The following is a 26598-nucleotide window of genomic DNA, read 5'->3' on the forward strand; positions in this document are numbered from 1 at the left end:
ACGAATCGATCGGCGAGCGACCCCTACCAGTTGGTGAAGATGATGCTGTTCACCGCCAACGCCCCGGCCGCGTTGACCGCCAGCCACAGCCGATCGGACCGGGGCCTGAGCAACGCCGGGGCGGTGGTCAGCCAAACGGTGAACGGCAGCCAGATTCGCTCGGTCTCGGCCTTGCTGAGCATGCTCAAATCGGCAACGAGGATGGCGGCCACCATGCCCAGCAGCAGCAGGTGCAAACCGGAGCGGCGGCGGATCGCGGCGGCATCGACCACCCGGCTGATCCCGGCGACGCTGCCCAATCCGATGGCGCAGACCACGCACGCGAGATTGGCCCAGGACCAATACTGAAACGGCCGGTCATGGGCGATGCCCTGCCAGTAGCGCTGCTGCACCAGCGTGTACCCGTCGAACCACCAGAACCCCGCGACGGCGAAGGCCAGCGCCACCCCCAACGCCGCCAACACGGCCGGCCACAACGCCTTCAGGGCGGTGCGCCAGTGGTTCGCGGACGCCAGCACCGCCAAGGCGGGCAGTCCCATCAGCGCCAGGCCATAGCTGAGGAAGATGGCCCAGCCCAGCACCAGACCCGCTCCGGCGGCCCACAGCGCCCTGAACCGGGATCCGCCGTGCACCGCAATGGCCAGCAGCGTGATACCCCACGCCGTGACCCCGGCGAAGTATCCGTCGGCCGAGACCGCGATCCAGATCGCCGTCGGCGCGATCGCCACAAACGGTGCGGCCCGGCGCGCGACGTGCTTGCCGGCCAATGCGCCCACGGCGATCACCATCGCCGCCGCCGCGCTGGAGCCGACCAGCAGGCACAGAAATCCGGCCCAGGCGCCGCCGCCCAGACCGATCCGATCCAGCCAGACGAACGTCAATAGCGCGCCCGGCGGATGTCCGGAAACATGGGTGGTCCAGGAGTTCGGCTGGTAGTCAACAATCCGGCTGGCGAACGTGCGCAGCATGACGGGGATGTCGGTGACGCCGCCGACCTCCGAGAGGTACTCGTCCTTGGTGGTCAGCCGGCCGGCGAAACCGCGCTCAAACCCGTCGATCATGGCCAGCGAAAAAGCCCATCCGCACGCGGTCGCCCAGGTGGCCAGCGGTAGCACCCGCCAGGAGAGCTTTCGTGCCACCCGCGGACCCCAAACCAGGACGGCCAGCGCCAGCAGGATCGCGGCAATGGTGCCCCAACTGGCGTGGATGTCCCAGTAACCGAAGATCGGTGCCGCGCCGGCTCGCGACGCGAAGCGCTCCAGGCCGATGTCACGGCGTGGTTTGACGCCCAAGTCCAACCGCGGCAGCACGAACGCGGCGGCAACCAGGACGACACCCACGGTGACGGCTGCTGTTTCCCGGCGGGCGATCCTCACGATCGCTCAGCCTATTGGTCGGTTGCGGCGGCGAATCGACGCACCAACGCCCGCCGATCGATCTTGCCGATGCCGCGCCGCGGCAGCTCGTCGACGACGTGCAGTTCTCGGGGTGCGGCGGTGATGGCCAGCGTGCCGGCGACGTGTGCCCGAAGTTGATCCAGCGTTGGGGTGGGGCAGTGGGCGCGGACCACGATCGCCGCGGCGACCCGCTGACCCAGCCGGTCATCGTCGAGTCCGAACACCGCGCAGTCGCTCACAGCGGCGTGGGTGGCCAGCGCGGATTCCACCAGCTGCGGCAGCACGGTGAGCCCGCCCGTGCTGATCGCGTCGTCGGCGCGGCCCAGCACGCTGAGCACGCCCGAATCATCGAGCGCCCCGAGGTCGTCGGTACGAAACCAGCCGGGCTCGGCGAACGGGTCGGGTTGTACCGGGTTGCGGTACCCCTTGGCCAGCGTTGCGCCGCCGATCATGATGCGGCCGTCCGCGGCCACGCGCAGTTGCACGCCGTCGAGGGCAACACCGTCGTACACGCAGCCTCCGCAGGTTTCGCTCATCCCGTAGGTGCGAACGATCCGGATGCCGGCGGCGGCAGCGGCGTCGAGCACCGGACGCGGAGCCGGTCCACCCCCGATCAGCACCGCGTCCAGTTCGGCCAGGGCGGCGGTGGCGGCGGGGTCGCCCAGCACCTTGGCCAGCTGAGCGGCGACCAGCGAGGTGTATCGCCGGCCGGAACCCAACTTGTCGACAGCGCGGGGCAGTTCGGTGATGTCGAACCCGGCGGACACATCGAGTTCGACCGGGACGGTACCGGCGAGCGCGCTGCGCACCAGGACCTGCAGGCCGGCGATGTGAATCGCGGGCACGGCCAGTAGCCAGTTGCCGGCTCCGCCGAGGCGGTGATGGGTCGCCGACGCGCTGGCGATCAACGCGGCCGCGGTCAGGAGCGCCCCCTTGGGCGCCCCGGTGGTTCCCGACGTCGTGACGACCAGCGCCACATCGTCATCGATCTGGTCGCCGACCCGCAACGCGCTCACCACCGTGGGGTCAGGTCTTGACCCCACCGCGACCGTTGCCGGAGCCCGGCCGGCAAGAATCCGCTCCAGGGCGGGCAACAGCACCGGGACCGCGCTGCCGTCGGGGACGGTCAGCGCCCGCAGGACGGTTATGCGCGGTCCTCGCGGGCGTCGTCCAATGGCCAGCCCGTGGCGGCCAGCCGGGCCCGGACTCGCTCGATGTCCTCCGGAGACGGCAAATCGTCGGTGATCTGGGTGATCGCCACCCCGATGTCGATCTGGTCGAACTCACCGCGTCGCATCAGTTCGGTGGCGACGGTTGTGACGTCCTCGTTGGACAGCCGCCGGCAAAGTAGTGCAAGTAACGCAAAGGAGTCGGTCGGTGGAACTCCGTCGGGATAGCCCGCACGCAGCCACGACACGATCGAGGTAAGAAATCGATTCACGCCGCCAGAACTTCCCGTTGAGTCAGTGGACAAACACTGTGTCAAGGCCCCCCTTGACGTTACTTGGTTTTCGCCCCCAGGATGTGCCAACCGATGTGATGTGCAATGAAGTCGCGGGCGATATAGAGCACGCCGATGACCACCACAGCCAGGATGATCGCAAAGATCATCCAACCGAGAGCGGTCAGCACGGTACGCCGCAGCGGGGCATGTGTGCCGGTGATCTGGCCGCTGTCGGCCTGCAGCCGTACACCGACTGCAAACAGTGCGGGTAGCCCGGCCCCGGCCAGCACGCTGAAAATCAGGATCTTGCTGGTGGCCTCGTAGTTGAACCAGTGATTCATGAGGGGTTACCAGCCGTGAGCGCGTCGTCACCGCCATATCTCGGCGTGTGACCGTTGGAGTGAGGACTCGGCGGTGGTGGTGGCGGCGGCGGTCGCTGCCGATCCGACGGCGATGGCGCGGTCGGTCCCGGCGCCCCGTCCAGCCCGGCAGTGAGGCTGCCTTCCCACTCCGCGTTCACGTTGGTGTGGTCGACCCGCGCCTTGCGCGAGCGGAGCCAGATGGTGGCGGCGACCAGACACAGCAGGGCGAAACCGATGATGGCGCCGGGGTACCCGCCGATCATGTGGACCAGCCAGTAGGTGATCGCTCCGACCAGGCCGGCCAGCGGAAGCGTGATCACCCACGCTGCCACCATCCGGGTGGCCACGCCCCAGCGGACCTCGGCGCCGGGCTTGCCGACGCCACTGCCCAGCACCGACCCGGTGGCGACCTGGGTGGTTGACAGCGCGTAGCCGAAGTGCGCCGACAACAGGATGACCGCCGCCGATGACGCCTCGGCGGCCATGCCCTGGGGCGGCTTGATTTCGACCAGGCCCTTGCCCAGCGTCCGGATGATGCGCCAGCCACCGAGGTAGGTGCCGCCCGCCATCGCCAAGGCGCAGGACACAATCACCCACAACGGAGGCATGGTGGCAGAGGTGCTGACCGCGCCGTAGGATATCAGGGCCAGGAAAATCACGCCCATCGTCTTCTGCGCGTCGTTGGTGCCGTGCGCCAGGGAGACCAGGGACGCGGAGCCGATCTGACCGCGACGGAACCCGCGCTCGGTGTCCTTCTCCGAGACGGTCGCGGTGATCCGGTAAACCAGCCAGGTGCCGATCGCCCCGACCAGGGTGGCCAGCAGCGCGGCCACCACCGCGGGCGCGATGACCTTGGACACCACCCCGCTCCAGATGACGCCGCGGCCGCCGACGGCGGCGATCGTCGCTCCGACGATGCCCCCGATCAACGCGTGCGACGAGCTCGAGGGGATGCCCAGCAGCCAGGTCAGCAGGTTCCACACGATGCCACCGACCAGGCCGGCGAATACCAACTCCAAGGTCACCAGGTTTGCATCGATCAGACCTTTGGCGATGGTCGCCGCGACAGCGGTGGACAAAAAGGCGCCTAGCAGGTTTAACGCGGCCGAAAGTATGACGGCTGTTCTGGGCGCCAGGGCGCCGCTGGCGATGGAGGTCGCCATGGCGTTGCCGGTGTCGTGAAAGCCGTTGGTGAAGTCGAATGCCAACGCCGTGATAACGACGATGATCAAGAGGAACAAATCGATGTTCACAGTGCCTGATTCTGCGGGTCGGGGTAATCCATTGTCGAACGGGGAAATGTGTGAAACCCAGGTGGGCTGCGACTCGTCGCCAGATGTTACCTAGCAGTTAACCTTGCGTTCGTTGTCGTTCACTTCGGGTGTCCCTGCGCAACGGGTGGTCGCCGGGTATCTCCACAAAAATCAGCGTGATTCCATCCGGATCTGTGACGTGCATCTCACGCAGACCCCATGGCTCGCGACGCGCCTCACGGGCGATCGGCACCTGGCGGCTCTCCAACTCGGCCTGGGTTGCCGCGATGTCACGCACCTGCAGCCACAACGCACCGGGAAATGGTCCCAGACCGTGCTCCGGCTCGCCGTACCCGGCCAGCTCGAGCAGCGACTGCCCGGCGAAAAAGACTGTTCCGGAGGGGTATTCGCGTGCGATCGCCAGACCGATCTGATCGCGGTAGAAGGTTAGTGAGGCCTGATAATCCACCGGCCGGAGCAGCATCCGGCTGGCCAGAATCTCCATGCTGTCGTGTCTATCACGTTCCGGAGCACCTGCTGCGCAGGAGTTGGGCTCCCGGGCCGGTGAGATCGACGCAGCCCGCGGCCCGCCCGGTCATGGCGAGCAGCAGCGACAACAGTGGTCCCTCGACGCGCTCGCCCTGGCCGTGTCGCCAATCGTCATCGGTGGCGCATAGCTGGAGTCCTGAAATTCGCTTCTTGGCGCCGCTGAGCAGGTTGGAGCCCCGCTAGAAGTCGATGGTCTGGCGAAGCGCCCCCGGCGAGTAGGTATGCGGGATGCCCAGCGGCTGCCGGATGTCGGCGCCATGCAACACGATCTCGCCCAGCCACGACACCTTGGGGCCCGGTGGCGCCGACGTCGCGTGCTGCAGGCCGCGGAATTCGTCGAGGGTGGCGGCCGGATCGGGGCCGAGGTGCTTGGCCAGTTGTCCGTTGGTGAACCTGTCGAAGCTGAATCCGGCGGCTGCCATCCCGAGAAAGAACCGGGCCGGATTCAGCGATGCGGTCGCGCAGAGGTGCGCCACCACGTCGCGCACCCCCCACCCGGCGCACAGCGACGGGGTTTCCCATCGATCTGCCGGCAGCGTGGCCAGGTCGTCGGCGAGTGCGCCGCGCTCGGCCGCGATCGTGGTCCAGATGTCAGCCATGGCGAACTCCCGAGTCAGTCAGCGATCGTTGAGCTGGTCGTCACGCTGTTGCATAAGTGTATTGACCCACCGGGGGCCCAGGGTGTTCAGCGCCTTGGCCATCAGGGCGATCCTGGGCGCGATCCGCACCGGACGGGTGCGCGCGGCGGTGATCATCCACTCCGCGGCCTCCTGTGGGGTCAGTGCGGGCATCCCGGAGTAGGCCTTGGTCGGCGCGATCATCGGTGTGGCCACCAGCGGGTAGTAGAGCGTGGTGGAATGGACGCCCCCGCGGCCCCACTCCGTTTCGATCGTCCGGCTGACCGCCGACAGTGCGGCCTTGGACGCGTTGTATACCGAGAACAGCGGCGAGGCCTCCGACAGCACGCCCCAGGTCGTGACGTTGATGATGTGCCCGTCGCCGCGTTCGAGCATCCCCGGTGCCAGCCCGCGGATCAGCCGCAGCGGGCCGTAATAGTTGAGCACCATGGTCCGCTCCACGTCGTGCCAGCGCTGCAGCGATTCGGCCAGCGGCCGGCGGATGGAGCGGCCGGCGTTGTTGATCAGGATGTCGACCCCGCCTAGACGGTTTTCGACGTCGGCGACCAATGCGTCGACGGCGTCGAGGTCGGAGATGTCGCAGGGCGCCGACATCGCCACCCCACCCGAGGTGGTGATGCGGTCGGCCACCGCGTCCAGCAAGTCCTTGCGGCGGGCGACGGCGATCACGGTGGCGCCCTGGCGGGCGAACTGCTCGGCGGCGGCTTTGCCGATACCCGAGGAGGCGCCGGTGATCATGACGCGCTTGCCGTCGAGGGCAACCGGTTTGATCGGTGGCCGGTTGACCAGCAGTTGTGGTGCGATCGGCGGCCGCATGCCGGCCAGCGTGATCTGCTCGGTCAACCGGCGCAACGGGCTCTTGCTCACGGGTGGGGAGTCTAGGACGAAGACCTATGCGCCGCGGCGGGCACTAGAAATACCGTGGAAAGCCGCTCCAATCCGGTGCGCGCTTTTCCAGGAAGGCGTCGCGGCCCTCCACGGCCTCGTCGGTCATGTATGCCAGCCGGGTGGCCTCCCCGGCGAACAGCTGCTGACCCACCAGCCCGTCATCGAGCAGGTTGAACGCGTACTTCAGCATTCGTTGCGCCTGCGGCGACTTCGCGTTGATGTCCGCCGCCCATTGCAGCCCCACCCGCTCCAGCTCGGCATGGTCGACGACCTCGTTCACCGCGCCCATGTGATGCATCTGCTCCGCCGTGTACGGCCGGCCCAGAAAGAAGATCTCCCGGGCGAATTTCTGGCCGACCTGGCGGGCCAGATACGCGCTGCCGTAGCCGCCGTCGAAGCTGCCCACGTCGGCGTCGGTCTGCTTGAAACGGGCATGCTGGCGGCTGGCCAGGGTGAGGTCGCAGACCACGTGCAGGCTGTGCCCGCCGCCGGCCGCCCAGCCGTTGACCAGACAGATAACGACCTTGGGCATGAACCTGATCAGCCGTTGCACCTCGAGGATGTGCAGCCGGCCCGCCCGCGCGATGTCAACGGTGTCTGCGGTGTCTCCGCTTGCGTACTGATAGCCACTGCGTTCCCGGATGCGTTGGTCCCCACCGGAGCAGAAGGCCCAGCCACCGTCTTTGGGGGACGGCCCGTTGCCGGTCAACAGCACCACGCCGACGTCGGGAGACATTCGCGCGTGGTCCAGCACGCGATATAGCTCGTCGACGGTGTGCGGCCGGAACGCGTTGCGCACTTCGGGACGATTGAACGCCACCCGGACGGTGGCGTCTTGGACGTAGCGGTGATAGGTGATGTCGGTCAGCTCGTCGAAACCGTTGACGAGTCTCCACACGCCAGCATCAAAGGGGTTGTCGCTCAAGGCTCTTGCACTCCATCCTGGTCAATCGTGAGGTTGCCGCAGCTGATCGTCTGTGCCGATGTGACTATCGAGTCTCTAGCGGAGTCGGCCGTCAGCGTGTCCGAGGGTCCGATGGTGGCCAGCGTCCCGTCCAGATCGACCTCGGTGCGCCGCACCGTGTCCGGGTCCGGCAGTGCCTGCAGTCCGACCAGCCGGCGACCGTCGCCCATGTTGCTGCAGCCGACACCGGTGCCGTGGCCGCGCAGATTCTGCAGATCGAAAAGGAAAGGGTGGCCCCGGCTGTCGACGGCGGCTTGTAGCCGGCAGGCGGCGTACACATACAGGTGCGCGGCCCGGCCGTCGCTGACGATCACCTGGTGACTGCCGTTTTCCTGCGCATCGATGGCCAACGCGCGCAGGGGGATCGGGCTGGCCGAGGCGATGTGGACATCGGTGCTGGCACCGCCGGCGGTGGTGATGCCAACGATTCGGATGGTGTCTCCGGTTCCGCTTTGAAAATCCCCGACCCACAACGTATCCGGCCGACCGTCGCCGTCCAGGTCACCGACCCGCCGTTCGTTCACGTCGGCCGGGGCGGGGGTGCCGCCCGGCGGGCATCCCGGTGCGGCCACCGCCCGCGGTGCGGACAACCCGATCGGGCTGGCCGCCAGCAGCATCGCCGCCAGCAGTAACGCGCGACCCATCGGCCTACACCGGCACCGTCAGTGCCACGGCGTCGACCACCACGGCGGCTTGATTCGCTCTCTCATGCAAGCCACAGTAGCCAGGCCCGAATCGGTCCGAGCCGGCCATTCAGCCCACAGCGCGGCCGGCGCCCTCCCAGAACCGTGCCCGGACGGCCTTCTTGTCCGGCTTGCCCAGCCCGGTCAATGGCAACGAGTCGACGACCACCACCTGCTTGGGCGATTGCACCGAGCCCTTGCGCTGCTTGACCGCGGCCTGGATCTCGGCGGTCATGGTCTCGATCGCGGCGTCATCGCGGGCCGCGTCGGCACGCAACACCACCACCGCGGTGACGGCCTCGCCCCACTTCTCATCCGGTGCCCCGACCACGCAGACCTGCGCGACCGCCGAGTGCTCGGCCACGACGTCCTCGACCTCACGGGGAAACACATTGAAGCCGCCGGTGACGATCATGTCCTTGACCCGGTCGACGATGAAATAGAAGCCGTCCTCGTCTTCGCGGGCCATGTCGCCGGTGTGCAGCCAGCCGTCTCGGAAAGTCTGCGCGGTGTCGTCCGGTTTGTTCCAGTAACCGCCGGCCAGTAGCGGCCCGCTGACACAGATCTCACCCGGCTCACCCTGCGGTACCGGCTTGCCGTCCTCACCCAGCAATGCCACCCGGGCGAACAGCGTCGGGCGTCCACAGGAGGTCAGCCGCTTCTCGTCGTGATCGGCCTTGGGCAGGTAGGTGATCACCATTGGCGCCTCGGATTGCCCGTAGTACTGCGCAAAGATGGGGCCGAACCGGTCGATCGCCTCGGCCAGCCGCACCGGGTTGATGGCCGAAGCGCCGTAGTAGACGGTCTCCAGCGAGGACAGATCGCGGGTGTGTGAATCCGGGTGGTCCATCAACGCGTACAGCATCGACGGCACCAGCATGGTTGCGGTGATGCGCTGTTCTTCGATGACCCTCAACACTTCACCCGGGTCGAACTTGGCCAGCACGATCATCTCGCCGCCCTTGACAACGGTGGGGGTGAAAAAAGCGGCCCCGGCATGCGACAGAGGTGTGCACATCAGGAACCACGGGTGCTCGGGCCATTCCCATTCGGCGAGCTGGATCGAGGTCATGGCGGTGATGTTGCCGGCAGTGCCAATCACTCCCTTGGGCTTGCCGGTGGTGCCGCCGGTGTAGGTCAGGCCGCCGATGTGGTTCGGCGGCAGGTCGGCGACGACCAGCGGCTTCGGCTGGTATTTGGCCGCTTCCGCGGACAGGTCGACCGCTCGGTCCTCGAGGGCTTCGGGTACCGGTCCGATGGTCAGGACCTGCTCGAGCGAGTCCACCTTTTCCAGCAGTCCCAGCGCCCGCTCGACGAACATCGGGTTGGGGTCGATGATCAGCGCGCTGGCCCCCGCGTCGGAGAGCACGTAGGCGTGATCGTCGAGCGAACCCAGCGGATGCAGCGCGGTACGGCGATAGCCGCGAGCCTGGCTGGCGCCGAGGATCATCAGCACCTCGGGGCGGTTGAGTGACAACAGGCCGACGGTGACCCCGGTGCCGGCGCCCAGTGCCTCGAACGCCTGGATGTACTGGCTGATCCGCTCGGCCAGCTGTCCACCGGTGAGCGTGGTGTCGCCCAGGAACAGCACCGGCCGGTTCTTGTGTCGCTTGAGCGCGCCCACCAGCAGGTGGCCGTTGTGAGTTGGATTGCGCAACAGATCGTCACTCATATGGCCAGACTAGAACGTGTTGCAATTCTGCTCAGCTGCGCCCTCGGGCCTGACCTTTTCCGGGCCCGAATCACTAGGATCGCTGTTCATGGCCGATGCAGATGTCGTCATTACCGGAACCGTGCTCACCGTCGACGACACCAGGCCCACCGCCGAGGCGATCGCCGTCACTGACGGCAGGATCGTCGCCGTCGGGGACCGATCCGAGGTCGCGGGCCTGATCGGGGAGGGCACCCGCACCATCGACTTGGGTTCGGGTTGTCTCATGCCGGGGTTCGTCGAGGCACACGGCCATCCGCTGATGGAAGCGATTGTGCTCTCGGGCCGGATCGTCGATATCCGGCCGGTCACCGTCCGCGACTCCGAACGCGTGGTGGCCGAGATCTGCCGCGAAGCCGGTGAGCGCGGGTCGGCCGGTGCCTACCTGATCGGCTGGGATCCGTTGCTGCAGCCGGGGCTGCCGGAACCGACGCTGGCCTGGCTCGACGACATCGCGCCGAACGGGCCGCTGGTGATCATCCACAACTCGGGTCACAAGGCCTACTTCAATACGCACGCTGCCTGGCTCAACGGCCTGACTCGCGACACCCCCGATCCCAAGGGAGCGAAATACGGCCGCGACGCCAACGGCGAACTCGACGGCACCGCCGAGGAAACCGGTGCGGTGCTGCCGCTGCTGGCCGGTGTGACCGATCCCAGCAACTATCCGGCGATGCTGCGCGCCGAGTGCGCCCGGCTCAACCGGGCCGGGCTGACCACGTGTTCGGAGATGGCGTTCGATCCAGGGTTTCGGCCGCTGGTCGAGCAGCTCCGCGATGAGTTGACGGTCCGGCTGCGCACTTACGAGATTTCCAACGCGCAGCTGTCCACCGAGGCCTCGCCGGGAGACGGCGACGACATGCTCCGGCAGGTGGGTATCAAGATCTGGGTGGATGGCTCGCCCTGGATCGGCAACATCGATCTGAGCTTTCCCTACCTGGACACCGCCGCCACCCGCACCATCGGTGTGACACCTGGTTCCTGCGGATGCGCCAACTACACCCGCGAACAGCTGGCCGAAATCGTGGGTGCCTACTTTCCCCTCGGTTGGCCGATCGCCTGCCACGTGCAGGGCGACGCCGGGGTCGACACCATCCTGGATGTCTATGAAGAGGCGCTGCGGAGCAACCCGCGTCCGGACCACCGATTGCGGCTAGAGCATGTCGGTGCCATCCGGCCCGAACAACTCCGCCGGGCCGCCGACCTCGGCGTCACCTGCAGCATTTTCGTCGACCAGATCCACTACTGGGGTGACGTCATCGTCGATGGGCTGTTCGGCCCCGAACGGGGGTCGCGGTGGATGCCCGCGGGTTCCGCGGTGGCCACCGGCATGCGCATCTCCTTGCACAACGACCCGCCGGTGACACCCGAGGAGCCGCTGCGCAACATCAGCGTGGCCGCCACCCGGGTCGCACCCAGCGGCAGGGTGCTGGCTCCCGAGGAGCGTTTGACGGTGGAGCAGGCGATCCGGGCGCAGACCATCGATGCCGCCTGGCAGATGTTCGCCGACGACATCATCGGCTCGCTGGAAGTCGGCAAGTACGCGGACATGGTGGTGCTCTCGGCGGATCCGCGGACGGTGCCGCCGGAGGAGATCGCCGACTTGGAGGTGCGAGCCACCTTCCTGGCGGGCCGCCAGGTCTATCGGAAGTGATACCCGGGCCGGCCACCCTGCCGGATCTACTGGACCGACTGCAGGTCGTGGCCCTACCGATGCGGGTTCGTTTTCGCGGCATCACCACCCGGGAAGTGGCATTGATCGAGGGGCCCTCGGGGTGGGGCGAATTCGGGGCGTTCCTCGAATACCAGCCCCCGGAAGCGGCCGCGTGGCTGGCATCGGCCATCGACGCCGCCTACGGCCAGCCGCCACCGGTGCGACGCGGGCGCATCCCCATCAACGCGACGGTGCCGGCGGTGCCCCCCGCCCAAGTCCCCGAGCTTTTGGCCCGGTTCCCCGGCGCCCGCACCGCCAAGGTGAAGGTCGCCGAGCCCGGACAGACGCTCGCCAGCGATGTCGAGCGGGTCAACGCCGTGCGCGCTCTGGTCCCGACCGTTCGGGTGGACGCCAACGGTGGCTGGAGCGTCGACCAAGCGGCGCAGGCCGCCGTTGCCCTGACGGCCGACGGCCCGCTCGAGTACCTCGAACAACCCTGCGCCACCGTCGGTGAACTCGCCGAGCTGCGCCGGCGCATCGAAGTGCCCATCGCCGCCGATGAGGCCATCCGCAAGGCCGAGGACCCGCTGGCGGTGGTGCGCGCGGGGGCTGCTGATGTCGCGGTGCTCAAGGTCGCCCCACTGGGCGGGGTCTGGGCGCTGCTGGACATCGCCGCGCAAATCGGCATCCCGGTGGTGATCTCCAGCGCGCTGGACTCGGCCGTCGGAATAGCGGCCGGGTTGAGCGCCGCCGCGGCCCTACCGCAACTGCAGCACGCCTGCGGATTGGGCACGGGCGGGCTTTTCGTCGAGGACGTGGCCGAGCCCGCCATCCCGGTCGACGGCGCGCTGGCCCCGCAGCGGGTGGCGCCGGACCCGGCCCGGCTGCGGGCGTTGGGCGCCGCGCCGGATCGGCGGCAGTGGTGGATCGACCGGATCAAGGCCTGCTACCCGCTGCTGTACCGTCGATCGGGTGATTAACCTCGCTTACGACGACAAAGGGACCGGTGAGCCGGTCCTTTTTATCGCCGGTCGCGGCGGTGCCGGACGCACCTGGCAGCCCCACCAAGTTCCGGCGTTCCTGGCGGCGGGATACCGATGCATCACCTTCGACAACCGTGGCATCGGTGCTACCGAGAACGCCGAGGGCTTTACCACGCAGACGATGGTCAACGACACCGCAGCGTTGATCGAATCCCTGGGCATCGGCCCGGTGCGCATCGTCGCGGTGTCGATGGGCTCATTCATCGCCCAGGAGCTGATGGTGGTGCGTCCCGAGCTGGTCAACTCCGCCGTATTGATGGCCACCCGCGGCCGCCTGGACCGTGCCCGCAAGTTCTTCCACGACGCCGAGGCGGAGTTGTACGACTCCGGCGCCAGGATGCCGTCGACCTACGATGTGAAAGATCGCCTGCTGGAGAACTTTTCCCGCAAGACGCTCAATGACGATGCGGCCGTTGGCGACTGGCTCGCGATGTTCTCCATGTGGCCGATCAAGCAGACCCCGGGCTTGCGCTGCCAACTCGACGCCGCGCCGCTGACCAACCGGTTGCCCGCCTACCGCAACATCGCCGCGCCGGTGCTGGTAATCGGCTTTTCCGACGACATCGTCACCCCGCCGTACCTGGGGCGCGAGGTCGCCGACAGCCTGCCGAACGGTCGCTATCTGCAGATACCCGACGCCGGGCATCTCGGGTTCTTCGAACGCCCCGAAGCCGTCAACACGGCCGCGCTGAAATTCTTTGCCGGCACCAGGGGCTGAGCGCCGCGGTAGCCGGTGCGGCTCGATAGCCGGCGCAGCGTTCGGCTGTGACACCCTGTACTGGTGAACCCTTCGACGACACAGGCCCGCGTTGTCGTTGACGAGTTGATCCGCGGTGGGGTTCGCGATGTGGTGCTGTGCCCCGGCTCGCGCAACGCGCCGCTGGCCTTCGCGTTGCAGGACGCCGACCGGTCCGGTCGCATTCGGCTGCACGTTCGCATCGACGAACGCACCGCCGGCTTCTTGGCCATCGGGCTGGCCGTCGGGGCGGGTGCGCCGGCGTGTGTGGCGATGACCTCCGGTACCGCGGTGGCCAATCTCGGCCCGGCGGTGGTGGAGACCAATTACGCCCGGGTGCCGCTGATCGTGCTCTCGGCGAACCGGCCCTACGAACTGCTGGGCACCGGGGCCAACCAGACCATGGAGCAACTGGGCTACTTCGGCACTCAAGTGCGTGCCACGATCAGCCTGGGTCTGGCCGAGGATGCGCACGAACGCCTGGACTCCCTCAACGCGTCGTGGCGATCGGCCACGTGCCGGGTGCTGGCGGCCGCCATGGGGTCGCGTACCGCCAACGCCGGCCCGGTGCACTTTGACATTCCGTTGCGGGAACCGCTGGTGCCCGACCCGGATCCCCACGGTGCGGTGACCCCGCCGGGACGCCCGGAGGGCCGGCCGTGGACCTACACCCCACCGGTCACCTTCGACCAACCGCTGGAAATCGACCTGTCCGCCGACACCGTCGTCATCGCCGGGCACGGCGCCGGTGTGCACCCCAACCTGGTGCAGCTACCCACCATCGCCGAGCCGACAGCACCGGCTGCGCCGTCCGGTGGCAACCCTTTGCACCCGTTGGCACTGCCGCTGCTGCGGCCCCGGCAGGTGATCATGCTGGGGCGCCCGACGCTGCACCGGCCGGTATCGGCCTTGCTGGCCGATCCCGAAGTGCCGGTCTTTGCGTTGACGACCGGGCCCCGCTGGCCGGATGTGTCGGGAAACTCGCAGGCCACCGGAACCCGGGCGATCGTCACGGGCACCCCGAACCCGTCGTGGCTGGACCGCTGCGCGCAGATGAACCGCCACGCGGTTGCGGCGGTACGCGAGCAGCTTGCCGCGCACCCGCTGACCACCGGCCTGCACGTCGCGGCGGCCGTTGCCGGCGCGCTTCGCCCCGGCGACCAGCTGGTGCTGGGCGCGTCCAACCCGGTGCGCGATGCGGCCCTGGTCGGCCTGGACACTGCGGGCCTGCGGGTGCGATCCAATCGAGGGGTCGCCGGTATCGACGGCACCGTGTCCACGGCCATCGGGGCCGCGCTGGGCTACGAACGCGATCATCACGGGCGCACCGTCGCGCTGATCGGTGATTTGACGTTCGTCCACGACAGCTCCGGCTTGTTGATCGGCCCTACCGAACCGACACCGCGGCAGCTGGCGATCGTGGTGTCCAACGACAATGGCGGCGGCATTTTTGAGCTGCTCGAGCAGGGGGATCCGCGGTTCTCCGATGTCTCGTCGCGGATCTTCGGCACCCCCCACGACGTCGACGTGGGCGCACTGTGCCGGGCCTACCACGTGGAGAACAGGCAGATCGAAGTGGACCAGTTGCCGGCCGCGCTGGACGAGCCGGGCAGCGGCCTGCGGGTGCTCGAGGTCAAGGCGGACCGCTCCTCGCTGCGGCAACTGCACGCCGCCATCAAGGCCGCGCTATGACCTCGCCCAAGAAGCTGCTGCGCATCCTGATCCACGGCACCACCGAAGAGATGCCGGACACGCCGGCCAGGACAGTGGTGCGCTGGATCCGGATCTCGGTGTTGATCCTCACCGGGTTGGTCACGCTGCAGTCGATATTGCTGGTGGCCGGCGCGTGGCGCAATGACCTGGCCATCGATCGCAACATGGGGGTCGCACAGGCCGAGGTGCTCAGCGCCGGGCCACGGCGCTCAACCATCGAATTCGTCACCCCCGACCGCGTGACCTACCGGCCCGAATTAGGTGTGCTGTACCCGTCTGAGCTGGCCACCGGTATGCGCATCTACGTCGAGTACAACAAGAGGGATCCCAATCTGGTGCGCGTGCAGCACCGCAACGCCGGGCTGGCGATCATCCCCGCCGGCTCCATCGCGGTGGTGGCCTGGTTGGTGGCGACTGTTGCGCTCGTCGGTCTGGCCCTGCTGGATAGGCGGCTGGACAAACGGCCGGACCAGCGGGCGGACACGATGTCCACGCCATAGGGCGTGCCGGCAGATTTCGCGCCCCGTATGCCCGGCGGCAACCTTGCCGACAGTCGACGCTGACACGGTGGTGGCGTGCGCGTTGCGATCGTCGCCGAGTCGTTCTTGCCCAACGTCAATGGTGTCAGCAACTCGGTGGTTCGGGTACTCGAGCATCTGCGCCGGACCGGTCACGAAGCCTTGGTCATCGCGCCCGACAATCCTCCCGGTGAGCCCAGGGCCGACCGGCTGCATGACGGCGTCCGAGTGCACCGGACGCCGGCGCGGATGTTCCCGAAAGTGACCACCCTGCCGCTGGGGGTGCCAACCCCGCGAATCCTGCGGGTCTTGCGGGGATTCGAACCTGACGTGGTGCACCTGGCCTCACCGGCGCTGCTCGGCTACGGCGCGCTGCGGGCGGCGCGACGTCTTGGCGTGCCCACCGTGGCGGTGTACCAAACCGATGTGCCGGGCTTCGCGGCCAGCTACGGCATCGCGGCAACCTCACGGGCGGCCTGGGCCTGGTTTCGCCACCTGCATGGCCTTGCCGACCGCACCCTGGCGCCGTCCACTTCGACCATGCAAACCCTGCTCGACCAGGGCTTCCCGCGGGTGCACCGATGGGCGCGGGGCGTCGATCTGATCAGGTTCGCGCCGTCGGCGCGAGACGAGTCGCTGCGCCGGCGATGGTCGGCGGACGGGCGGCCGATCGTCGGATTCGTGGGTCGGCTGGCGCCCGAGAAGCATGCCGAACGGCTCGCTGGGCTGGCGGCATCGGGCGCGGTCACGCTCGTGATCGTCGGCGCCGGAGTCGACCGGCGCAAACTCGAATTGGCTATGCCCACAGCGGTTTTCACCGGCGCCCTGTACGGTGACGAGCTCGCTGCGGCGTACGCCAGCATGGACGTCTTTGTGCACGCCGGTGAACACGAGACGTTCTGTCAGGTCGTGCAGGAAGCGCTGGCGTCGGGGCTGCCGGTGATCGCCCCCGACGCCGGCGGACCCCGCGACCTGGTTACCCCACAACGGACCGGCCTGCTGCTTCCCGTCGACGGGTTCGAGACGCAGTTGCCGGCCGCGGTCGCGCACCTGGTCCACGAACGCCAGCGCTATTCGCAGGCGGCCCGGCGCAGCGTGTTGGGCCGCAGCTGGTCGGTGATCTGTGACGAGTTGCTTGACCACTATGCGGAGGTGCTCGCACCGACCGGGCGGGCCCAAGACTGGTTGTGGCGAAGGCGGCGCGCCTAGCGCGTTGCGGTATCGACGATCGGCGTCTTCTTGATGTCGGTGAGGAACTTCGACAGGAGTCGGTTGAACTCGTGGAGTTCGGCCGCCGACCAGCCCGAGAGCGCTCGCGCCAAGTGATCCCTTCGCACCTCGTGCAGTGCCCCCGCGGCACGCCGGCCCTGCGGCGTCGCCTCGATCACCGACACCCGCCCGTCGTTGGGATCGGTGTGCCGGGTGACCAGCCCGGCCTCGACCAGGGCTCGCGCCCGGCGGGTGGCCATCCCGGCATCCATGTGCGCCAACCTGGCCAGTCGACTCAACGGCAATGGGCCCTCGTCGATCAGGACGCGAAGCAGAACATAGGAAGGCTGCGACAGCTCGGTGTTGGCCGCCGATGCCTGACCGGCGAACGCCGATCGACTGATGCTGAGCCGGACGATTTGGGCGAGGGTGGCACTGATGGCGGCAACCGCCGTCAGCTTGCGTGCAGACGCCACATTCGCCCCGGTCTGGCCAGCGCGCACCCGCCGGTAGTGAAGACCCGCATGAACGCGACAGTATCGGCAACTACTTGACATAGTCAATAAAGTATAGATAGCTGGACCGCGACATCCGGCCACCGAAATTGGCTTGCGCGCAGGAGTGTTCATGCTGGGAACGGGTTTCTATTTCGACTGGCCCAACTACCGCACGATGCTGCGGCTGTTGCGCCGCGACCCGCCCGCCGCGGCGCGTTGGCGGCGCTTCTTCGGGTTCGCGGTCGCGGTGCCGGCCATCGCCGCGATCCACGCGGTGTGCTTCGCGCTCGATCCCATCCTGTTCGGGTCATTGCGCCGCACCCAAGTGGTGGCACCGGTGTTCTGTATCGGGCACGCCCGCAGCGGCACCACCTATCTGCATCGGCTGATGGCCAATGACCCCCAGTTCAGCTACGCGATGATGTACGAGCTGTTCTTTCCGTCGTTGTTGGAGAAACGCTTGCTGCGCCTGCTTTTTCGGGTCGATGCCGCGGTATTCGGAAAGCGTCTGCGGCACCGGCTCGACGAGATCGAAAAGCGTCGCTTCGCCCCGACCGGCGACATGCACAAGACCGGGTTCTTCGTTCCGGAAGAGGACGACGCGTTTTTGACTTGGTCACTGTGCTCAGGGTTCTGGATCCTGATGTTCCCGTTCATGGGCGAACTCGATTTCTACCATGTCGATCGCTGGCCGCAACGCAAGCGGCGACGGGCGATGGCCTTCTACAAGGGGTGCGTCCGGCGCCAGATCGCGGTCAATGGTGGCGGTACGCACTTGAGTAAGAACCCCACCTTCTGCGGTCGGGTCGAAGCGCTGATCGAGACCTTTCCGGACGCCAGGTTTATTGTGCCCCTGCGCAATCCGGATGAGACGATTCCGAGCCTGCTGAAGTTGTTGCAGACCGAATGGGGCCTGCGCGGCCGCGATCAGCGCTTGGTCGAGAAGTCGCTGCGGGTGCTGGCCGAGCAATCGTTGGATTCCTACCAGCATCCACTCGACGTCTTGGCCCGACATCGCGAGGTTCGTTCGGTCCTGGTGGATTACCGCGAACTGATCGCCCAACCGGAGGTCACCATGCGCCGGATCTACCGGCAGTTGGAACTCGACATGGGGCCGGCGGCCGCCGAGGCGTTCGCGGCGGCCGCCTCGGGCAGCGGGCACGAATCAACCCACCGCTACAGCTTGGAGGAATTCGGACTGGACTCCCGCGAGATTCACACCCGGCTGGCCGACTTGTTCGATGAATACCACTGGGACACAGAGGCAGCGGCAAGAACAGAAGGAACAGACGCGCATGTCCGCTGAAACAAGCCAAGCCAGCCTGCACGCGGCCTGGACCGACATGATCGACGCGCTGACCCGGGCGCGCGATGCCGTGGACTCCGCCGAATTGCATGCTCCTCCGGTCACCGCCGCCGGCCTCGCGGACGGATACGGATACCTGCTGGGATTTGTTTTCAGTGGCATCGAACGCGCCTTCGGCGAGAATCCCGACTTCCCGTATTTTCGGCGTGCCATCCAACCGCTGGACAAGGCGACCATCGACAACGCCGACGCCTTATACCTGTCGGCGCCGATCGACGGCGCGCAGAGTTATCGGGTAACCGGCCGGTTCGTCGGCCCAAAGCCTCCGCAATACCTCATCTTTGAGGCACACACCGACTATGCCGGAGACACCGGCGGCCTTGCCGAGCTCATGCCGGGCGGACGCGTGGTAACCGGGGCGCTGGACACCGCCGATCTCGCCGTCGGCGAGGATGGCCGATTCGAGATCCTGCTGGGCCCGCGCCGGCCCGGCGAGCACACCGGCAACTTCATTGCCACCCGCACCCCAGACGGGACCGCCACCGCGCGTTTTCTGATCGCCCGCATACTGTTTCACGACTGGGAACACGAGATGTCGCCCGATCTGCACATCGTCCAGATCGGCAAGCAGGGAGCCCAGCCCGAGCCGGCCGATCCCGCCGTCGTGGCCCAGAACATGCGTCGCCTCGGCACGATCGTCGAGAACCAGATGCGGTTCTGGAACGAGTTTTACGACGTGGTCCTCGAGGCGCACGGTGACAAGAACGGCGATGGGTTCACGCTGATGCCCCGTAACTCACTCAATGAGCCTGCGCTGGCCAACCTTGCCATGGGTGGCGGCCAGAGCACCAACGTCTACTGCGGCGGGGTCTATGACCTGCGCGCCGACGAAGCGCTGCTGGTCGAGGTCGTCGTTCCGGTACCGCCGGCCTACATGGGATTTCATCTGTCCAACCTGTGGGGCGAATCCCTGGATTACGCCAACCACGCGTGCAGTCTCAACGGATTTCAGTCCGAACCCGATGCCGACGCGAGGATCCGCTACGTCATCGCCGACACCGACCCCGGCGTGCCCAACTGGCTCGACACCGCCGGGCGCCTGGGCGGATTCCTGACCCTGCGGTGGACGTACTGCGACCCGCCGTCCGAATTGCCCAAGGCCAGCGCCGTAAAGGTGCCCCTGGCCAGCGTGCGTCAGCACCTGCCCGCGGACACCCGCACCGTGTCCGTCGAGGAAAGGCGCCGGCAGATCAGCGTCCGCCAGGAGCACGTCCAGCGCCGATACCGCCAGTATTGACGCGACGCTGTCGGGTAGCGTCTCCGAGGTGAGTCGCGCGGCCCTGGACAAAGACCCCCGAGACGTCGCGTCGATGTTCGACGGCGTCGCTCGTCGTTACGACCTGACCAACACCGTGCTGTCGCTGGGGCAGGACCGATATTGGCGGCGGGCCACCCGATCGGCGTTGCGCATCGGTCCGGGTGACAAGGTGCTGGATCTGGCCGCGGGGACTGCGGTATCCACGGTGGAGCTGGCGAAGTCCGGGGCCTGGTGCGTGGCGGCTGACTTCTCGGTTGGGATGCTCGCCGCGGGCCATGAACGCAAGGTGTGCAAGGTTGCCGGTGATGCCACCCGGCTGCCGTTTGCCGACGATGTCTTCGACGCGGTGACCATCAGCTTCGGGCTGCGCAACGTGGTCGATTTCTCCGCCGCACTGCGCGAGATGGCGCGCGTGACCCGGCCCGGGGGACGGCTGGTGGTGTGTGAATTCTCCACGCCCGTCAGTGCGTTGTTCGCCACGGTCTACAAGGAGTATCTGATGCGGGCGCTGCCGCGGGTGGCGCGCGCGGTGTCCAGCAATCCCGAGGCCTACGTATACCTGGCCGAGTCGATCCGGGCGTGGCCGGACCAGGCGGCGTTGGCCCAGCAGATGTGGCGGGCCGGCTGGTCGGCGGTGCGCTGGCGCAACCTCACCGGCGGAATCGTGGCATTGCACGCCGGGTACAAGCCCCAGCCGGTCTAAACGACCCGGCCAATAGACCTAAGCGCCGACCCGCTGCAGGACCCCGACATGCGCGGGGCAGTAGTGGTCGATCGCCGCGCCCAGGAACTGAAACGCCTGGCCCTGGGTGGTGCCACGGGGCAGGTTGCGCTGCAAGAAAGTCGCCGACTTGTACGCGTCGCCGTCAACGCCCCGGTCCATTCGCTCGCAGCTGATCTTGGCCAGCCAGGCGTTGTAGTCCTGCGGGCCGTAAATCCCGAAGCTGTGCAGCGTGTTGTTGAAAGGGGCGTCGTAGTCGTCAGCCTGCGCCGGCGCCGCCAGTCCGACGGCAGCTACCGCAGTCGCGGCGATTGTGGCCAGCCTTCTACCCTTCATTAGCTGGACTATACACCGCATGGGGTGTGCCATCAGCCCAAATGGGCTGAGAGCAACCACGCACCGACGGACTTGCGGCCCTCGGGTTCGTCGCGAGCGTCGAAGGCGGGCATCCCGGATACTTCCGGCGGGAGATTGGCGTGAATGCGGGCCGGCCGGATCTCGTCGATCACCCAGTGCTTGGACACCGCGTTACGCAACTCTTCTTCGGTGACGCCATTGATCGGGCCGTCGCCGGAAAGCGCGGCCTTGTCGAAGACCAGCACAAAGTAGGACGCGCCCGGGGCGGCCGCCCGTACGATCGAACGCTGGTAACCCTCGCGGAGTTCGACCGGCATGGAGTGAAACAGCGTGCTGTCCATGATGGTGTTGAACCGCCCCGCCGACTCCGGCGGATAGCTGGCGAAATCGGTGATGTCGGCCACCGCGAAGCTGGCGTTGGTCAGGCCGCGGCGCGCGGCCTCGCGCCCGGCCAGCTCGACGGCGGTGGGGGACATGTCCAAGCCGACCACCGGGTGGCCCCGTCCTGCCAGCGCCAATGCGAGGGCGGCCTCCCCGCAACCCGCGTCGAGCACCTCGCCATGGACCTTGCCCTGCTCGATCAGGGTGGCGAGTTCGGGCTGGGGTTCGCCCAGGCTCCACGGGGGCCTGATGCCCGCGCCGAACTCTGCGGATTCGCCGCGATAGGCGGTTTCGAATTGCAAATCCAATGATTCAGTCATGCCTCTTGTATATCAACGAGCCTGATACATGTCAATGAAATTGATATAGGGCCTCAGTGGAACGGCGGGCGACGATCGATCAGCCGTGATGCCCGTCCGCCGCCGCGCCACAGCCGTGCCACCCAATCGCTGTCCTCCTCGGTGACCAGGTTGGCCATCACCCGCACGGCGACCTTCATCAGTGCCGTCGAGCGCATCGCCACCGGTCCGGTGGTGGGCAGGAACCGTTGGTAGGTCAGCAGCAGCGCCAGCCTGCGTGCGACCGAGAACCCACGACCGTAGTGCGCCTGCAGTAGCGACGGCCACAGCTGCGACAGGTCGGGGGAATCCAGGAGTTCGGCGGCAAGCCGCCCGGTCTCGAGGCCGTAGTCGATGCCCTCCCCGTTGAGTGGGTTGACGCACGCTGCGGCGTCACCGATGAGCATCCAGTTCGGCCCGGCCACCCCCGACACCGCGCCGCCCATGGGCAGCAACGCCGAGGCGACCGCACGGGGCTGGCCGGTAAAGCCCCATTCGTCCCGGCGCAGGTCGGTGTAGTACGACATCAGCGGTCGTAACGCCAGGTCCGCCGGCCGTTTGGTGGTCGACAGCGCTCCCACCCCGATGTTCACCTCGCCGTTGCCCAGCGGGAAGATCCAGCCGTAGCCGGGCAGCACCGCTCCGTCTGGCGAGCGCAGTTCCAGATGGGAGGTCAGCCACGGATCCTCGCTGCGGGCAGTGGTCAGGTATCCTCGTGCGGCGACGCCGTAGACGGTCTCCTGATGCCAGCGGCGGCCCAGCTTGCGCCCCAGGGACGACCGTGCGCCGTCGGCGACGATCAATTGTCGGCAGGCTACCTCGGTCCGATCGGCCAGCGTCAGCGATACCACTCGCCTTGACGAGTCATGATGGGCCGCGACGGCTTTTGTGCCGAGCAGCATGCGGGCCCCGGACTCCTCGGCGACCTTGCGGATCCGATCGTCGAGTTCGAGCCGGGCCACCGCGCTGCTGTACGCCGGAAAAGACGGGCCGGGCCAGCCGATTTCCACCTCGCCGCCGAATCCGCTCATGCGCAGACCCCGGTGCTGAATACGGCCGGCCAGCCATTCGCCGAGGCCCAGCTGCTGCAGCTCGGCGATCGCGCGCGGGGTCAGCCCGTCGCCGCAGGCCTTGTCGCGGGGGAAACCGGCGGAGTCGATGACAAGTACATCCCGGCCCGCTCGGGCGGCCCAGGCGGCCGCCGCCGACCCGGCCGGTCCGGCGCCCACGACCACCAGGTCGGCGCCAAGGGCTCTGGGAACTCTGGTTTCCACGCTCCCCAGTATGTTGGTCGGATGAGAACCTCGGCGACGGTGGTGGCGGGCGTTGACGTCGGCGATGCTGAATTCGCCACGACGGTGCGAGATGGTGTCGCCAGCATCGAGCGGCTGATGGACGCTGAGTTGCGCGGTGCCGACGAGGTGATGACCGATTCGCTGCTACACCTGTTCCTGGCCGGTGGTAAGCGGTTCCGTCCACTGTTTACCGTCTTGTCGGCTCAGGTCGGGCCGAACCCGGGTGCCGACGAAGTCGTGATCGCCGGAGCCGTCATCGAGATGATTCATCTCGCGACGCTCTACCACGACGATGTGATGGACGAGGCGCAAGTACGTCGCGGAGCGCCCAGCGCCAATGCGCGCTGGGGCAACAACGTCGCCATCCTGGCCGGTGACTATCTGCTGGCGACGGCGTCGCGGTTGGTGTCGCGGCTGGGGCCGGATGCCGTGCGGATCGTCGCCGATACGTTCGCCCAGCTGGTGACCGGTCAGATGCGTGAGACCCGGGGCGCGCCCGAGGGCGTGGACATGATCGAGCAATACCTGAAGGTGGTTCACGAAAAGACCGGCTGCCTGATCGGGGCCGCCGGCCGGTTCGGTGGCATGTTTTCTGGCGCCGACGGCGAACAAGTGGAGCGACTGAACCGTCTCGGCGGCATCGTCGGCACCGCGTTCCAGATCGCCGACGACATCATCGACATCGACAGCGATACCGAACAGTCGGGGAAGCTACCGGGCACCGACCTGCGTGAGGGGGTGCGCACGCTGCCCATGCTCTACGCCCTGCGCCAGACCGGCTCCGACGGCGCCCGGCTGCGCACATTGCTGGCGGGTCCGATCCGCGACGATGCCGAGGTGTTCGAGGCCCTCGCGCTGTTGCGGGCGTCGCCGGGTATGGGCCAGGCCAAAGAGGTCCTGGAGCAATATGCCGCTCGGGCACGTCACGAGTTGGATTTGCTGTCCGACGTCCCGGGCCGCCAGGCGCTGGCCGCGTTGGTCGACTACACGGTCAACCGGCACGGGTAGAGCGCGGCGTTTCGGAACCCCGAGGGCCGTTTCGGGCGTTAAATCAGCTGTAATAACCAAGTTGCCGTGTTCGTGGGAGGACACACACCGATGACCTGGCATCCGCATGCCAACAGGCTGAAGACTTTCCTGCTGCTGGTCGGCATGTCCGCCATGATCGTGTTCTTTGGTGCGCTGTTCGGCAGGACGGCCCTGATCCTGGCGGTGCTGTTCGCCGTCGGGATGAACGTCTATGTCTACTTCAACAGCGACAAGCTGGCCCTGCGGGCCATGCATGCGCAGCCGGTTTCGGAGCTGCAGGCTCCGGCCATGTACCGGATAGTGCGTGAGCTGGCCGCCAGCGCCCACCAGCCGATGCCGCGGCTGTACATCAGTGACACCGCCGCACCCAACGCCTTCGCCACCGGGCGCAACCCGCGCAACGCCGCGGTGTGCTGCACCACGGGCATCCTGGCGCTGCTCAACGAGCGGGAATTGCGTGCCGTGCTGGGCCACGAGCTGTCACACGTCTACAACCGCGACATCCTGATTTCCTGTATCGCCGGAGCGCTGGCGTCGGTGATCACCGCGCTGGCCAACATGGCCATGTGGGCCGGCATGTTCGGTGGTAACCGAGACGGCCAGAACCCGTTCGCCCTGCTGCTGGTTTCGTTGCTGGGCCCGATCGCGGCGACGGTGGTGCGGATGGCGGTGTCGCGTTCGCGCGAATATCAGGCCGACGAATCGGGTGCGGTCTTGACCGGTGACCCGTTGGCGTTGGCGTCGGCACTGCGCAAGATCTCCGGTGGCGTGCAACTGGCTCCACTGCCGCCCGAGCCGCAGCTGGCCAGCCAGGCGCACTTGATGATCGCCAATCCGTTCCGTGCCGGTGAGCGGATCGGATCGCTGTTCTCGACGCATCCGCCGATCGAGGACCGGATCCGGCGTTTGGAGCAAATGGCCCGCGGATAGCGGGGTTCGGCCGGCCGCCGTCAGGCGGCGGCTTCGGACTTTTCGTCGTGGACCAACTGTGTGCCGTCGTTGGCGAAATGACCTCTGCGCAGGGCGCCATCGATGCGAACCTTCCCGCCGGTGGCGTGATGGCGTCGCTGCCAGTCGGTGATCGCCTGGTGCGCGGCGTGGTCGAGGTAGTTGACCGCGATATGAAGAGTGACCGTCGCGCTGTCAGGCACCGAGGCCAGCACCCGGGTCAGTCGGGGTAGGGACAGGAAGGTGCAGGCGCCCTCGACGACCACCCGCCATTCGCCGTCGATTTGGTGTGCTTCGACCTTGGCCCGCAGCACTCGCCACCCCGTCATCGCGATGGCCAGGGCCAGCCTGATCATCACGCCGTGCAGCAGATTCAGGAAGACCACCGCGACAATCGTCACCAGGTAGATGGCGAAGTCGCCGGTCTTGACCGCGGTTTCGATGTGTGCGGGCTGCAGTAGCTGAATACCGATGACGATCAGCAGTCCCGCGAGCGCAGCGCTGGGGATTTGTTCGATCAAACCCGCAAAGGGGAGTGCGAACAGCAGGACCCAGAAACCGTGCAGGATTGTCGACGCCCGAGTTTTGGCACCCGCCTTGATGTTTGCCGCGCTGCGGACGATGACACCGGCGATGGGGAGGCCGCCGATTGCCCCCGACACGACGTTGGATGCGCCCTGGCCGATCAATTCACGGTTGAGTTCGGTGGTTGGGCCGCTGTGCATTCTGTCGGTTGCCACCGCTGTCAACAGGCTCTGGACGTTGGTGATGAGCGTGACGGTGATGATGCCGATCACGATGGCGCCCCAGTTTCCGAGCGGAATTGCGGGCAGCTGCAGTGCATCCACGACCGAGCCCTCGAGAGTGATGCGGGACACATGGAACGGAAACACCACCGAGACAACGGTTACCACCACGATGGCGACCAGCGGGCCGGGAACGGGAGCCACCTTGGCCGGAGCCCAGCGCCAAGCGGCCATGATCGCGATGACCAGCAGCCCCAGGATCACTCCGGGCCGGTGCGCGCCGACAATCTGTGCGGGCAGCTCGACCACGTTGGCCCAGGCCGTGCTATGTGATTCGCCACCGAGCAACACGTGCGTCTGTTGCAGCGCGATGGTGATCCCGATACCGGCCAGCATGGCGTGCACCACCACTGGCGAGATCGCAAGGGCGGCTCGCGCGACCCGGCTGAACCCCAATAGGATCTGCATCAGCCCGGCGACCGCCGTGATGAAACAAGTGATTCCCCATCCGAATTCGGCGATGAGGTCGGCGACCACGACCGCCAGGCCGGCGGCGGGCCCGCTGACCTGCAGCGGAGATCCCCCCAGTGCGCCACCGATGATCCCGCCCACCACGGCCGCGATCAACCCGGCGAGCACCGGAGCATCCGAGGCAATGGCGATGCCCAATGACAACGGCAGTGCTACCAGGAAAACAACCAGCGAGGCTGGCAAGTCGTGCCTGATGACTGATCGCACCCGGTCGGGTCGCGATATCTGCGATACCCGCGACAACCGCGATGTTGTTGGGGGTTCCGGGGTGCCCGGGTGCTGAGCGTGATCAAGACCTTGTTTATCGAGCTGTTCGATGTGTGGCATCGGCCGATCCCCTCGTTGGGCCTTAGCGGGGGATGTTGCGAT

27 protein-coding genes are annotated in these 26598 nt (G+C 67.2%); 11 read left to right on the forward strand and 16 right to left on the reverse strand.

What is annotated here, in order from left to right; genetic code table 11:
- Positions 1-23: 23 nt before the first annotated feature.
- The 11 genes from MPSD_RS05065 to fadD8 all read right to left on the reverse strand — a co-directional run bounded on the left by MPSD_RS05065 (position 24) and on the right by fadD8 (position 9850).
- Complete coding sequence (locus tag MPSD_RS05065; protein ID WP_015354508.1) at positions 24-1376, reverse strand: hypothetical protein; 1353 nt, start codon at positions 1374-1376, stop codon at positions 24-26.
- A gap of 11 nt (positions 1377-1387) precedes the next feature.
- Complete coding sequence (gene menE / locus MPSD_RS05070) at positions 1388-2473, reverse strand: o-succinylbenzoate--CoA ligase (protein WP_231991533.1); 1086 nt, start codon at positions 2471-2473, stop codon at positions 1388-1390.
- A 68-nt stretch (positions 2474-2541) separates the two neighbouring features.
- Positions 2542-2838: a DUF3349 domain-containing protein gene (locus MPSD_RS05075; RefSeq protein ID WP_011738932.1), complete on the reverse strand. Its 297-nt coding sequence runs from the start codon at positions 2836-2838 to the stop codon at positions 2542-2544.
- Positions 2839-2897: 59 nt separating this feature from the next.
- Positions 2898-3182 carry a hypothetical protein gene (locus MPSD_RS05080; RefSeq protein WP_011738933.1) on the reverse strand — a complete coding sequence of 95 codons (285 nt, stop codon included), beginning with the start codon at positions 3180-3182 and terminating at the stop codon, positions 2898-2900.
- Positions 3179-4456 (reverse strand): inorganic phosphate transporter, encoded by a 1278-nt coding sequence (locus MPSD_RS05085; protein ID WP_020788668.1) that lies wholly within the window; start codon positions 4454-4456, stop codon positions 3179-3181. The genes MPSD_RS05080 and MPSD_RS05085 overlap by 4 nt, the downstream gene beginning before the upstream one ends.
- 97 nt (positions 4457-4553) lie before the next feature.
- A complete protein-coding gene (locus MPSD_RS05090; RefSeq protein WP_015354511.1) occupies positions 4554-4961 on the reverse strand; it encodes a VOC family protein in 408 nt (135 codons plus the stop codon).
- A 223-nt stretch (positions 4962-5184) separates the two neighbouring features.
- Positions 5185-5604 carry a maleylpyruvate isomerase family mycothiol-dependent enzyme gene (locus tag MPSD_RS05095; RefSeq protein WP_020788667.1) on the reverse strand — a complete coding sequence of 140 codons (420 nt, stop codon included), beginning with the start codon at positions 5602-5604 and terminating at the stop codon, positions 5185-5187.
- An 18-nt stretch (positions 5605-5622) separates the two neighbouring features.
- Positions 5623-6510: an SDR family oxidoreductase gene (locus MPSD_RS05100; RefSeq protein ID WP_020788666.1), complete on the reverse strand. Its 888-nt coding sequence runs from the start codon at positions 6508-6510 to the stop codon at positions 5623-5625.
- Between the two features lie 43 nt (positions 6511-6553).
- Positions 6554-7456 (reverse strand): 1,4-dihydroxy-2-naphthoyl-CoA synthase, encoded by a 903-nt coding sequence (locus MPSD_RS05105; RefSeq protein ID WP_086084899.1) that lies wholly within the window; start codon positions 7454-7456, stop codon positions 6554-6556.
- Complete coding sequence (locus MPSD_RS05110; protein WP_020788665.1) at positions 7453-8139, reverse strand: hypothetical protein; 687 nt, start codon at positions 8137-8139, stop codon at positions 7453-7455. Before MPSD_RS05110 ends, MPSD_RS05105 begins: the two co-directional genes overlap by 4 nt.
- Before the next feature lie 109 nt (positions 8140-8248).
- Positions 8249-9850, reverse strand: a complete 1602-nt coding sequence (gene fadD8, locus MPSD_RS05115) for a fatty-acid--CoA ligase FadD8 (protein ID WP_015354515.1) — start codon at positions 9848-9850, stop codon at positions 8249-8251.
- Positions 9851-9938: 88 nt separating this feature from the next.
- On the opposite strand from fadD8, the gene MPSD_RS05120 reads away from it, so the two are divergent.
- The 6 genes from MPSD_RS05120 (at position 9939) to MPSD_RS05145 (ending at position 16762) form a co-directional block, all read left to right on the forward strand.
- A complete protein-coding gene (locus MPSD_RS05120; protein WP_012392822.1) occupies positions 9939-11543 on the forward strand; it encodes an amidohydrolase in 1605 nt (534 codons plus the stop codon).
- 59 nt (positions 11544-11602) lie between these two features.
- Positions 11603-12523, forward strand: coding sequence for an o-succinylbenzoate synthase (locus MPSD_RS05125; protein ID WP_232022863.1), 921 nt, complete (start codon positions 11603-11605; stop codon positions 12521-12523).
- Positions 12516-13304, forward strand: a complete 789-nt coding sequence (locus MPSD_RS05130; RefSeq protein ID WP_012392824.1) for an alpha/beta fold hydrolase — start codon at positions 12516-12518, stop codon at positions 13302-13304. Before MPSD_RS05125 ends, MPSD_RS05130 begins: the two co-directional genes overlap by 8 nt.
- Before the next feature lie 63 nt (positions 13305-13367).
- Positions 13368-15014 (forward strand): 2-succinyl-5-enolpyruvyl-6-hydroxy-3-cyclohexene-1-carboxylic-acid synthase, encoded by a 1647-nt coding sequence (gene menD, locus MPSD_RS05135; protein ID WP_020788663.1) that lies wholly within the window; start codon positions 13368-13370, stop codon positions 15012-15014.
- Positions 15011-15535, forward strand: a complete 525-nt coding sequence (locus MPSD_RS05140; RefSeq protein ID WP_012392826.1) for a DUF3592 domain-containing protein — start codon at positions 15011-15013, stop codon at positions 15533-15535. The genes menD and MPSD_RS05140 overlap by 4 nt, the downstream gene beginning before the upstream one ends.
- A 75-nt stretch (positions 15536-15610) precedes the next feature.
- A complete protein-coding gene (locus MPSD_RS05145; RefSeq protein ID WP_020788662.1) occupies positions 15611-16762 on the forward strand; it encodes a glycosyltransferase family 4 protein in 1152 nt (383 codons plus the stop codon).
- Here MPSD_RS05145 and MPSD_RS05150 read toward each other — a convergent pair.
- Positions 16759-17238, reverse strand: coding sequence for a MarR family winged helix-turn-helix transcriptional regulator (locus MPSD_RS05150; RefSeq protein WP_117421216.1), 480 nt, complete (start codon positions 17236-17238; stop codon positions 16759-16761). The two genes, MPSD_RS05145 and MPSD_RS05150, sit on opposite strands and share 4 nt — an antisense overlap.
- A gap of 151 nt (positions 17239-17389) precedes the next feature.
- On the opposite strand from MPSD_RS05150, the gene MPSD_RS05155 reads away from it, so the two are divergent.
- From MPSD_RS05155 to MPSD_RS05165, 3 genes are read left to right on the forward strand one after another with little or no spacing between them, the layout of a single operon-like run.
- On the forward strand, positions 17390-18565 hold the full coding sequence (locus MPSD_RS05155; protein ID WP_036427514.1) for a sulfotransferase family protein: 1176 nt from the start codon (positions 17390-17392) through the stop codon (positions 18563-18565).
- Positions 18555-19862 carry a hypothetical protein gene (locus MPSD_RS05160; RefSeq protein WP_012392830.1) on the forward strand — a complete coding sequence of 436 codons (1308 nt, stop codon included), beginning with the start codon at positions 18555-18557 and terminating at the stop codon, positions 19860-19862. The genes MPSD_RS05155 and MPSD_RS05160 overlap by 11 nt, the downstream gene beginning before the upstream one ends.
- 28 nt (positions 19863-19890) lie before the next feature.
- On the forward strand, positions 19891-20586 hold the full coding sequence (locus MPSD_RS05165) for a demethylmenaquinone methyltransferase (RefSeq protein WP_020788658.1): 696 nt from the start codon (positions 19891-19893) through the stop codon (positions 20584-20586).
- A gap of 18 nt (positions 20587-20604) precedes the next feature.
- Here MPSD_RS05165 and MPSD_RS05170 read toward each other — a convergent pair whose 3' ends face one another.
- The 3 genes from MPSD_RS05170 to menJ are packed head-to-tail and all read right to left on the reverse strand — an operon-like array spanning position 20605 to position 22954.
- A complete protein-coding gene (locus MPSD_RS05170; RefSeq protein WP_011738950.1) occupies positions 20605-20940 on the reverse strand; it encodes a DUF732 domain-containing protein in 336 nt (111 codons plus the stop codon).
- A 32-nt stretch (positions 20941-20972) separates the two neighbouring features.
- Positions 20973-21662: a class I SAM-dependent methyltransferase gene (locus tag MPSD_RS05175; RefSeq protein ID WP_020788657.1), complete on the reverse strand. Its 690-nt coding sequence runs from the start codon at positions 21660-21662 to the stop codon at positions 20973-20975.
- A gap of 53 nt (positions 21663-21715) precedes the next feature.
- Complete coding sequence (gene menJ, locus MPSD_RS05180) at positions 21716-22954, reverse strand: menaquinone reductase (RefSeq protein ID WP_012392833.1); 1239 nt, start codon at positions 22952-22954, stop codon at positions 21716-21718.
- Between the two features lie 21 nt (positions 22955-22975).
- On the opposite strand from menJ, the gene grcC1 reads away from it, so the two are divergent.
- Positions 22976-23983 (forward strand): nonaprenyl/(2E,6E)-farnesyl/geranylgeranyl diphosphat synthase, encoded by a 1008-nt coding sequence (gene grcC1 / locus MPSD_RS05185; protein ID WP_086084900.1) that lies wholly within the window; start codon positions 22976-22978, stop codon positions 23981-23983.
- A gap of 90 nt (positions 23984-24073) precedes the next feature.
- Positions 24074-24934: a zinc metalloprotease HtpX gene (htpX, locus tag MPSD_RS05190; protein WP_020788655.1), complete on the forward strand. Its 861-nt coding sequence runs from the start codon at positions 24074-24076 to the stop codon at positions 24932-24934.
- Positions 24935-24954: 20 nt separating this feature from the next.
- On the opposite strand, the gene MPSD_RS05195 is transcribed toward htpX, so the two are convergent.
- Complete coding sequence (locus MPSD_RS05195) at positions 24955-26556, reverse strand: SulP family inorganic anion transporter (protein WP_086084901.1); 1602 nt, start codon at positions 26554-26556, stop codon at positions 24955-24957.
- Between the last annotated feature and the right edge of the window lie 42 nt (positions 26557-26598).

Source organism: Mycobacterium pseudoshottsii JCM 15466 (assembly GCF_003584745.1).
GTDB lineage: Bacteria > Actinomycetota > Actinomycetes > Mycobacteriales > Mycobacteriaceae > Mycobacterium > Mycobacterium marinum.

Bases quoted from the DNA above. Each gene is read 5' to 3' on its own strand.
- htpX (WP_020788655.1), top strand. From the start codon at position 24,074: ATGACCTGGCATCCGCATGCCAACAGGCTGAAGACTTTCCTGCTGCTG.
- MPSD_RS05120 (WP_012392822.1), top strand. From the start codon at position 9,939: ATGGCCGATGCAGATGTCGTCATTACCGGAACCGTGCTCACCGTCGAC.
- MPSD_RS05095 (WP_020788667.1), bottom strand. From the start codon at position 5,604: ATGGCTGACATCTGGACCACGATCGCGGCCGAGCGCGGCGCACTCGCC.
- MPSD_RS05140 (WP_012392826.1), top strand. From the start codon at position 15,011: ATGACCTCGCCCAAGAAGCTGCTGCGCATCCTGATCCACGGCACCACC.
- grcC1 (WP_086084900.1), top strand. From the start codon at position 22,976: ATGAGAACCTCGGCGACGGTGGTGGCGGGCGTTGACGTCGGCGATGCT.
- MPSD_RS05080 (WP_011738933.1), bottom strand. From the start codon at position 3,182: ATGAATCACTGGTTCAACTACGAGGCCACCAGCAAGATCCTGATTTTC.
- MPSD_RS05110 (WP_020788665.1), bottom strand. From the start codon at position 8,139: ATGGGTCGCGCGTTACTGCTGGCGGCGATGCTGCTGGCGGCCAGCCCG.
- MPSD_RS05125 (WP_232022863.1), top strand. From the start codon at position 11,603: ATGCGGGTTCGTTTTCGCGGCATCACCACCCGGGAAGTGGCATTGATC.
- MPSD_RS05170 (WP_011738950.1), bottom strand. From the start codon at position 20,940: ATGAAGGGTAGAAGGCTGGCCACAATCGCCGCGACTGCGGTAGCTGCC.
- MPSD_RS05195 (WP_086084901.1), bottom strand. From the start codon at position 26,556: ATGCCACACATCGAACAGCTCGATAAACAAGGTCTTGATCACGCTCAG.
- fadD8 (WP_015354515.1), bottom strand. From the start codon at position 9,850: ATGAGTGACGATCTGTTGCGCAATCCAACTCACAACGGCCACCTGCTG.
- MPSD_RS05155 (WP_036427514.1), top strand. From the start codon at position 17,390: ATGCTGGGAACGGGTTTCTATTTCGACTGGCCCAACTACCGCACGATG.
- MPSD_RS05175 (WP_020788657.1), bottom strand. From the start codon at position 21,662: ATGACTGAATCATTGGATTTGCAATTCGAAACCGCCTATCGCGGCGAA.
- MPSD_RS05160 (WP_012392830.1), top strand. From the start codon at position 18,555: ATGTCCGCTGAAACAAGCCAAGCCAGCCTGCACGCGGCCTGGACCGAC.
- MPSD_RS05090 (WP_015354511.1), bottom strand. From the start codon at position 4,961: ATGGAGATTCTGGCCAGCCGGATGCTGCTCCGGCCGGTGGATTATCAG.